At 63.1% G+C, this 8,579-nt stretch carries 8 protein-coding genes and 1 pseudogene; 6 read left to right on the forward strand and 3 right to left on the reverse strand.

All coding sequences use genetic code 11. The features are described from left to right. The 6 genes and pseudogenes from EN749_RS24275 to EN749_RS24300 all read left to right on the forward strand — a co-directional run. Positions 1-347, forward strand: a pseudogene (locus EN749_RS24275) (N-acetylmuramic acid 6-phosphate etherase); the annotation flags it as partial. 117 nt (positions 348-464) lie between these two features. Then, complete coding sequence (locus tag EN749_RS24280) at positions 465-1,724, forward strand: ABC transporter substrate-binding protein (RefSeq protein WP_127397588.1); 1,260 nt, start codon at positions 465-467, stop codon at positions 1,722-1,724. A 246-nt stretch (positions 1,725-1,970) separates the two neighbouring features. After that, on the forward strand, positions 1,971-2,900 hold the full coding sequence (locus EN749_RS24285; RefSeq protein WP_127397587.1) for a sugar ABC transporter permease: 930 nt from the start codon (positions 1,971-1,973) through the stop codon (positions 2,898-2,900). Between the two features lie 11 nt (positions 2,901-2,911). Then, positions 2,912-3,751, forward strand: coding sequence for a carbohydrate ABC transporter permease (locus EN749_RS24290; RefSeq protein WP_127380895.1), 840 nt, complete (start codon positions 2,912-2,914; stop codon positions 3,749-3,751). Continuing rightward, a complete protein-coding gene (locus EN749_RS24295) occupies positions 3,748-4,809 on the forward strand; it encodes a Gfo/Idh/MocA family oxidoreductase (protein WP_128288884.1) in 1,062 nt (353 codons plus the stop codon). Before EN749_RS24290 ends, EN749_RS24295 begins: the two co-directional genes overlap by 4 nt. A gap of 15 nt (positions 4,810-4,824) precedes the next feature. After that, entirely contained in the window at positions 4,825-5,823 is a 999-nt protein-coding gene (locus tag EN749_RS24300) for an ABC transporter ATP-binding protein (protein ID WP_128364118.1), read from the forward strand. A 268-nt stretch (positions 5,824-6,091) separates the two neighbouring features. Here the strand turns inward: EN749_RS24300 and EN749_RS24315 are convergent, their stop codons facing one another. From EN749_RS24315 to EN749_RS24325, 3 genes are all read right to left on the reverse strand, one after another. Beyond that, entirely contained in the window at positions 6,092-6,937 is an 846-nt protein-coding gene (locus EN749_RS24315) for a fumarylacetoacetate hydrolase family protein (RefSeq protein ID WP_127294714.1), read from the reverse strand. Between the two features lie 219 nt (positions 6,938-7,156). Beyond that, a complete protein-coding gene (locus EN749_RS24320; protein WP_128364119.1) occupies positions 7,157-7,888 on the reverse strand; it encodes an SDR family oxidoreductase in 732 nt (243 codons plus the stop codon). A gap of 187 nt (positions 7,889-8,075) precedes the next feature. After that, positions 8,076-8,579, reverse strand: a 504-nt coding sequence (locus EN749_RS24325) for an aldehyde dehydrogenase family protein (protein ID WP_128364120.1), incomplete at its 5' end; no start/stop codon positions are given.

An 8,579-nucleotide genomic window follows, 5' to 3' on the forward strand; every position in this document is an offset into this window, starting at 1 on the left:
CGCTCAACATGCTGTCGACGCTGACCGCCATCCATCTCGGCCATGTGCATGACGGCTACATGGTCAATCTCATGGCCGACAACATCAAGCTGCGCGACCGCGCGGCGCGCATCGTCGCCGCCGTCAGCGGGCGCGGCACGGACGAAGCGGCCCGCCTGCTCGAGAAGAGCGGCGGCGCGGTCAAGACCGCCATTCTGCTCGCCGCCGGCGCCGACAGCACTGACGCGGCGCAGAAGATACTGGAAGAGGCCGGCCAGAAGCTGCGGCCGGCCCTTTCCGCGCTGGGGCATGATCCCGAAAAGTGGAAGCCGCTTTTCGGAAAAGATCATGCTCGAACAGAGAAATAGAGCCTGGTTCATCCCGATTTTCATCGGGGTGAAACAGGCTTGCGAGGGGAGCAAAGGGCGCGCTGCCTCCGTTCTCATCAAAACCGAACCTGAAAAAGGTCAACAGGGAGACTGAGCATGACAACGAAACTACTGACGGCACTGCTTTTGGGCACCAGCATTCTCGGCTCGGCCGGGGTTGCCTATGCCGAAGACGTAACGCTCAACATCGAAAGCTGGCGCGGCGACGACCTTGCCATCTGGAAGGACAAGCTGATCCCGGCTTTCGAAGCCAAGAACCCAGGCATCAAGGTGGTGTTCGCGCCGTCGGCCCCGACCGAATATGATGCAGCGCTCGGCGCCAAGCTCGCCGCCGGCTCGGCGGGCGACCTGATCACCTGCCGCCCGTTCGACAAGTCGCTCGAGCTGTTCAAGAAGGGCAACCTCGCCGACCTCTCGGCGCTGCCCGGCATGGAGAACTTCTCACCGGTGGCCAAGTCCGCCTGGCAGACCGACGACGGCAAGGCGAGCTTCTGCGTGCCGATGGCCTCGGTCATCCACGGCTTCATCTACAACAAGGACGCCTTCGACAAGCTCGGCATCAAGGTGCCGGAGACCCGCGACGAGTTCTTCGCTGCGCTCGACAAGATCAAGGCCGACGGCACCTACATCCCGATGGCGATGGGCACCAAGGATCTCTGGGAAGCCGCGACCATGGGCTACCAGAACATCGGCCCGAACTACTGGAAGGGCGAGGACGGCCGCGCAGCACTGATCAAGGGCGAGCAGAAGCTAACCGACAAGGACTGGGTCGCGCCGTATGAGGAACTGGCCAAGTGGAAGCCTTATCTCGGCGACGGCTTCGAGGCGCAGACCTATCCGGACAGCCAGAACCTGTTCACGCTCGGCCGCGCCGCCATCTATCCGGCCGGCTCGTGGGAAATCGGCCTGTTCAACACCCAGGCGCAGTTCAAGATGGGCGCCTTCCCGCCGCCGGTCGAGCGAGCCGGCGACACCTGCTACATATCGGACCATACCGATATCGGCATGGGCCTGAATGCGGCTTCGAAGAACGCCGATGCGGCCAAGACCTTCCTGTCCTGGGTCGCCTCGCCGGATTTCGCCACCATCTACGCCAACGCGCTGCCGGGCTTCTTCAGCCTGAACTCCGCGCCGGTGAAGATGGAAGACCCGCTGGCGCAGGAATTCGTCTCCTGGCGCGGCAAGTGCAAGTCGACGATCCGCTCGACCTACCAGATCCTGTCGCGCGGCACGCCGAACCTCGAGAACGAGACCTGGGTTGAATCGGCCAACGTCATCAACGGCACCGATACGCCGGAAGCCGCGGCCAAGAAGCTGCAGACCGGTCTCGACAGCTGGTACAAGCCGGCGAAGTAAGAGCTCAGGCAACGGAACCGGCCGGGCGCAGGCCTGGCCGGTTCCGGACTACCTCGTTCAGAGTGCGCTTATTCAGATAGCGATTGTCGGCACCGCCTCCCGGCCTTACCCTCTCATCGGGGAAGGCTAGCTGATCAGTCGCAGGCCTTTGTTCTTGCCGCATCGGGCAGGAATGTTCGGGCCGTGCATCGAGGCATCATCTAGATCGATACCCTTTGGAACCGAGAGACGGCGGGGACCGAACTCATGGCCGCAGATATCAGACCGAAAAGATCGTTCCGCTGGCACATCGGCATCTTCCTGGCGCCGGCCGTGCTTGTCTACACGGCGATTATGATCCTGCCGCTCGCCGGCACGCTGCAGCTGTCGCTGTTCCGCAACATCGAGCAGCACCAGGTCTTCGTCGGGCTGCAAAACTTCCGCACCCTGTTCGGCGATCCCAACTGGTCGGTGGGTTTCTGGAACGCGCTGAGAAACAATGTCTGGTTCTTCATCATCCACATGATCGTGCAGAACCCGATCGGCGTCATGCTGGCGGCGCTGCTGTCCAGCCCGAAACTGAGATTCGCGGCCTTCTACCGCACGGCGATCTTCGTTCCGACCATCCTGTCCTTCGTTATCGTCGGCTTCGCCTGGAAGCTGATCCTGTCGCCGCTGTGGGGCGTGGCGCCGCATCTGATGGATATCGTCGGCCTGAAAAGCCTGTTCACGCCGTGGCTCGGCAAGGAGCAATATGCACTGACCGCACTCAGCCTGATCTCGGTGTGGCAGTTCGTCGGCATCCCGATGATGCTGATCTATGCCGCCCTGCTGTCGATCCCCGAAGAGGTGATCGAGGCCGCCGAATGCGACGGGATTACCGGCCTTTCACAGTTCTGGAAGATCAAGCTGCCGCTGATCCTGCCGTCGATCGGCATCATCTCGATCCTCACCTTCGTCGGCAATTTTAACGCTTTCGACCTGATCTACACCGCGCAAGGCGCGCTCGCCGGGCCAAACTATTCGACCGACATTCTCGGCACCTTCCTCTACCGCGCCTTCTTCGGCTTCCAGCTGCAGACCGGCGACCCCAATATGGGCGCGGCGATCGCCACGATGATGTTCCTGATCATCCTCGGCGGCGTCTGCGTCTACCTCTTCCTCGTCCAGACGCGCCTGCGTCGCTATCAGTTCTGAGGGGCCGAGAGATGAGCACCGCCACCCGTTCCGTGCCCCGCACCATCGGCGCCCACGCGATCCTTTTGACCTACACGGCAATCGCGCTGTTTCCGGTGATCCTCGTCATCATGAATTCGTTCAAGTCCCGCGCCGGCATCTTCGGCGCGCCGCTGACGCCGCCGACGCCAAAGACCTTCGACTTGATCGGCTACACGACCGTCATCGGCCAGGGCGACTTCATCCACTATTTCCAGAACAGCCTCGTCGTCACCGTCGCCTCGCTGTTCTTCGTGCTCCTGTTCGGCGCCATGGCGGCGTTCGCCCTGTCGGAATACCGCTTCCGCGGCAACTCGCTGATGGGGCTCTATCTGGCGCTCGGCATCATGATCCCGATCCGGCTGGGCACCGTCGCCATCCTGCAATTGATGGTGGCGAGCGGGCTGGTCAACACGCTGACGGCGCTGATCCTGGTCTACACCGCGCAGGGCCTGCCGCTTGCCGTGTTCATCCTGTCGGAATTCATGAAGCAGGTGTCCGACGATCTGAAGAATGCCGGCCGCATCGACGGCCTGTCCGAATACACCATCTTCTTCCGCCTGGTGCTGCCGCTGGTCAGGCCCTCGATGGCGACCGTCGCCGTCTTCACCATGATCCCGATCTGGAACGACCTGTGGTTCCCGCTGATCCTGGCGCCGTCGGAGGAAACCAAGACCGTGACGCTCGGCGCGCAGCTGTTCCTCGGCCAATTCGTCACCAACTGGAACGCCATCCTGGCAGCCCTGTCGCTGGCGATCATGCCGGTGCTGATCCTCTACGTCATCTTCTCGCGGCAGCTGATCCGCGGCATCACGTCCGGAGCCGTCAAGTGAGTTCTGAAACACCTCTTCGCGTCGTCGTCGCCGGGCTCGGCAATATGGGTCGCAGCCATGCGCTGGCTTATCATACCAATCCAGGTTTCCAGATCGCGGCGCTGATCAATCGCTCCGACGTGCCGCTGCCGGACGGGCTGTCGGGTTACGGCATCAGGCGCTCCTTCGATGAGGCATTGCGCGAGGAAAAGCCCGATGTCGCCTGCATCGCCACCTATTCCGACAGCCATGCCGACTATGCGGTGAGGGCGTTCGAGGCCGGCTGCCACGTCTTCGTCGAGAAGCCGTTGGCAACGACGATGGCCGACGCCAGGCGCGTCGTCGCGGCGGCGAAGGCTAACGGCAGGAAACTGGTGATCGGCTACATCCTGCGCCATCACCCCTCCTGGATCAGGCTGATCGCCGAAGCCCGCAAGCTCGGCGGGCCCTACGTGTTCCGCATGAACCTCAACCAGCAATCCTCGGGCCACACCTGGGAGACGCACAAGCAGTTGATGCAGACGACGTCGCCGATCGTCGACTGCGGCGTGCACTATCTCGACGTCATGCTGCAGATCACCGATGCGAAGCCGATCGAGGTGCGTGGCATGGGCGTGCGGCTGTCCGACGAGGTGGCGCAGTCGATGTACAATTACGGCCATTTGCAGGTGCTGTTCGACGACGGCTCGGTCGGCTGGTACGAAGCCGGCTGGGGTCCGATGATTTCGGAAACGGCGTTCTTCGTGAAGGACGTCATCTCGCCCAATGGCTGCGTGTCGATCGTCATGAAGGAAGGTGTGAAGTCCGATGACATCGACACCCACACCAAGACCTCGACCATCCGCCTGCACAGTGCGGCGACCGGCGCGGACGGCAAGTTTCTCAACGCCGACGAGATGCTGTCGATGGAGGGCGAACCCGGCCATCAGGATCTCTGCGACCTCGAACAGGCCTTCGTGCTGAAGGCGATCCGCGAGGATCTCGATCTCACCAAACATATGGACGACGCGGTCAAATCGCTCGCCGTCTGCCTTGCAGCCGACGAGAGCGTGCGCAGTGGCACCGCCGTCAAACTCTAGAACAGGGACGAAGCCGTGGGCTCGCTGAACATCGAGAACGTGAAGAAGGCCTTTGGGCCGGTCGAGGTGCTGAAGGGCATCAACCTCGAAGTGAACGACGGCGAGTTCGTTGTCTTCGTCGGGCCGTCCGGCTGCGGCAAGTCGACCTTGCTCAGGGTCATTGCCGGGCTGGAGGACTCGACCTCGGGCCGCGTCGTCATCGATGGCGCGGACGTCTCGGCCACGCCGCCGGCCAAGCGCGGCATCGCCATGGTGTTCCAGACCTATGCGCTCTATCCGCATCTGACGGTGAAGAACAATATGGGCCTCGGCCTCAAGCAGGCCGGCACGCCCGCCCCGGAGATCGAGCGCCGCATCGGCATCGCCTCGTCGATGCTGTCGCTGGAGCCCTATCTCGAAAGGCGGCCGGCCGAACTCTCCGGCGGCCAGCGCCAGCGTGTCGCCATCGGCCGCGCCGTGGTGCGCGAACCCAAGCTCTTTCTCTTCGACGAGCCGCTTTCGAACCTCGATGCAGCACTGCGCGTCAACACGCGGCTGGAGATCGCGCAGCTGCATCGCCGGCTGAAGGCGACGATGATCTACGTCACCCACGACCAGGTCGAGGCGATGACGCTGGCCGACAAGATCGTGGTGCTCAACGCAGGGAAAATCGAGCAGATCGGTGGCCCGATGGAGCTCTACAATTCGCCGGCAAATGAGTTCGTCGCCGGCTTCATCGGCTCACCAAAGATGAATTTCGTCGACGGCGCCAGGCTCGGCGAAACCGCCAAGACCATCGGCGTGCGGCCGGAACATTTGACCGTCGATCCGAAATCCGGCGCCTGGAAGGGAACGGTGGTGCATGCCGAGCACCTCGGCGCCGACACTAATCTGTATCTCGATTGCGAGAAGGCCGGGCTGATTACGGTCAGGATTTTTGGGGTGTACGATGCAGAACCGGGAGCCACGCTCTATGCGACGCCGGATCCGGCGAAGACGTACAGGTTTGGGGCGGATGGCAAGGTGCTGAAGTAGACACACCGGCGCTCCTTTCCTCTCCCTCCGGAGGGGGGAGAGGTGGCGCCGCGAAGCGGCGACGGAGTGGGGGAAGCCGCTTCCCCCGAGCACAGTCGCCGAAAATTAGGCACGACCCAGTGAGCGCCTAGTCTCTCGCCGAGCAGTCGACCCCCACTCCGTCGAGCTTCGCTCGACACCTCTCCCCCGATCGACGGGGTAGAGGAAGGGCGCCAAGCCGTCTTCGCTCCTTCAGGAGCCCACAAGAGCAGAAGGTAAGAGCTCCTGCCTAAACGTCCGCCTTGAACGTCTGCTTCTGCTGGCCCAGGCCCTCGATGCCCAGTTCCACCACATCGCCGGCCTTCAAAAACACCGGCGGCTTCATGCCGAGCCCGACGCCGGGCGGCGTGCCGGTGGAGATGATGTCGCCGGGGTGCAGCGACATGAACTGGCTGAGATAGGAAACCAGATATTTGACGCCATAGACCATGGTCTTGGTCGAGCCGTTCTGCATCGTCTTGCCGTTGACGGTCAGCCACATTTTGAGGTTCTGCGGATCGGCTACCTCGTCCTTGGTCACCAGCCACGGGCCGGTCGGACCGAACGTGTCGCAGCTCTTGCCCTTGGTCCACTGGCCCTGCCGCTCGGCCTGGAAGGCGCGTTCGGAGACGTCGTGGGCAACGCTATAGCCGGCGACATAGTCGAGCGCGTCGGCCTCGCTGACATATTTGGCGGTTTTGCCGATGACCACGGCCAGCTCGACTTCCCAGTCGGTCTTCTCCGAGCCGCGCGGGATCAGCACGTCATCATCCGGCCCGACGATGGCCGAGCTTGCCTTCATGAAGATGATCGGCTCCGGCGGCACGGTGGCGCCGGTCTCGGCGGCGTGGTCGGAATAGTTGAGGCCGATGCAGATGAACTTGCCGGTGCCTGCAACGCAGGCGCCGAGGCGCGGGCTGCCGGAAACCGCCGGCAGCGACTTGGGATCGAGCTTGGCCAGTGCCGCCAGCGATGCCGGGTCGAGCGTCTTGCCGCCGATATCGGTGACGTGAGCGGAGAGATCACGGATCGTTCCATCCGCATCGAGCAGGCCGGGACGTTCGCTTCCCACCTCGCCATAGCGCAGCAGTTTCATCTAAATCCTTCTCCTGATTGCGGCCTCGTGGCCTTTTGCAAACTTTCCGCCAAGGCGATTGCGCCTTCAAGGAACCGGCGGACCGTACCCATCGACCTGACTAGGGACAAGCGCGATCGCCATGCGAGATAGCCGGCGCGCGGGATTTTCAGACTCTTCGATCCCCTGTCAAACGCCGGGAAAGGGCCGGATCGTCCGGCTCGCGCAAGATTTCCGCAGTCAGATCGACCAGCCGCCGTCGATATTGTAGGCCTGCCCTGACGTATAGGTGGCGCCGGCCAGATAAACGGCGAGATCCGCTATCTCCTCCGGCGTGCCGAGCCGGCCCATCGGCTGGCGGGCGATGAAGGCGGCGCGGGCGGCATCGTAGTCGCCTTGCGCGTGCATGCGGTCCTGCAGCGACGGGCTCTCGACCGTGCCGGGGCAGATGGCGTTGCAGCGTATCCCCTTGCCGACATAGTCGGCGGCGATCGCCTTGGTCAGGCCGATGACAGCGGCCTTGGTCAGGCCATAGACGAAGCGGTTGGGCACGCCCTTGGTGGAACTGGCCAGCGAGGCCATGTTGATGATCGATCCATCGCCGCGTTCCAGCATGCCGGGCAGCACGGCACGGCTGGTGCGGATCATGGCGCGAACATTGAGGTTCAGCGCGAAATCGAGATCGGCGTCCTTCATCTCCAGGATCGAGCCCGAATGGACGAAACCGGCGCAATTGAACAGCACATCGACGACACCGATCTCGGCAAAGGCGGCGTTGACGGCCTCGTCGTTGAGCACGTCCAGCTTGCGGGTCTTGATCCCCGGCGTCCTGGCGAGTTCCGCCAGTAGTGTCTCGTTGATGTCGGTGGCGTGGACGATGGCGCCAGCTTTTGCGAACGCCAATGTGCTCGCCTTGCCGATGCCTTGCGCCGCTGCCGTGACGACAACGACCTTGCCTGCCAGATCCGCCATACTGTTCTCCTCGTCCGCTGGGGATAGTCCGGGTCTACCTGCGGCTGGCCAAGGCGTCATGTGCCAGTCACGCGTGATCGTGCAGCCTGCGCCGTTGACCGTTCACTGATAAAGATGTTTTTTCTCGTTAAAGAACATCTGTCCATGCGTCAAGCCCGAACAAGATCTCGACAGCACCGGCGGGACATCAATCGCCGTAAGGCACCCAGACATTCTTGACCTCGACGGCGCGGCGCAGGAAAGCGTCGCCGGCAGCCTCGTCGGAGGCCCAGTCGAGGCTGCGGCCATTGCCGCTCCAGACGCGCTTGAGGTTGCCGATGGACTCGGCTTCGGCCTTGGCGCAGGTCTCTGCGTCGGCGAATACCCAGAGCCCGTCAACATCGTCATGCTTGGCCAGCACGCCGGCGAGTTCGGCGCTGCGGCCGGTGACAATGTTGATGGCGCCTGAGGGAATGTCGGAATATTCGATGACCTGGTAGAGATCGGTGGCCAGCAGCGGGTAGCGCTCCGACGGCACCGCAACCACGGTGTTGCCCATGGCCAGCGCCGGTGCGACCAGCGAGATCAGACCGAGCAGCGGCGAGCTGTCGGGGGCGACGATGCCGACGACGCCGACCGGTTCATGAAGCGCCAGCGTCACGGCACGCGCCGGCGGCTGGTGCACGCGGCCCTCGAACTTGTCGGCCAGACC

This window comes from Mesorhizobium sp. M7A.F.Ca.ET.027.02.1.1 (assembly GCF_004022985.1).
Taxonomy (GTDB): Bacteria; Pseudomonadota; Alphaproteobacteria; order Rhizobiales; family Rhizobiaceae; genus Mesorhizobium.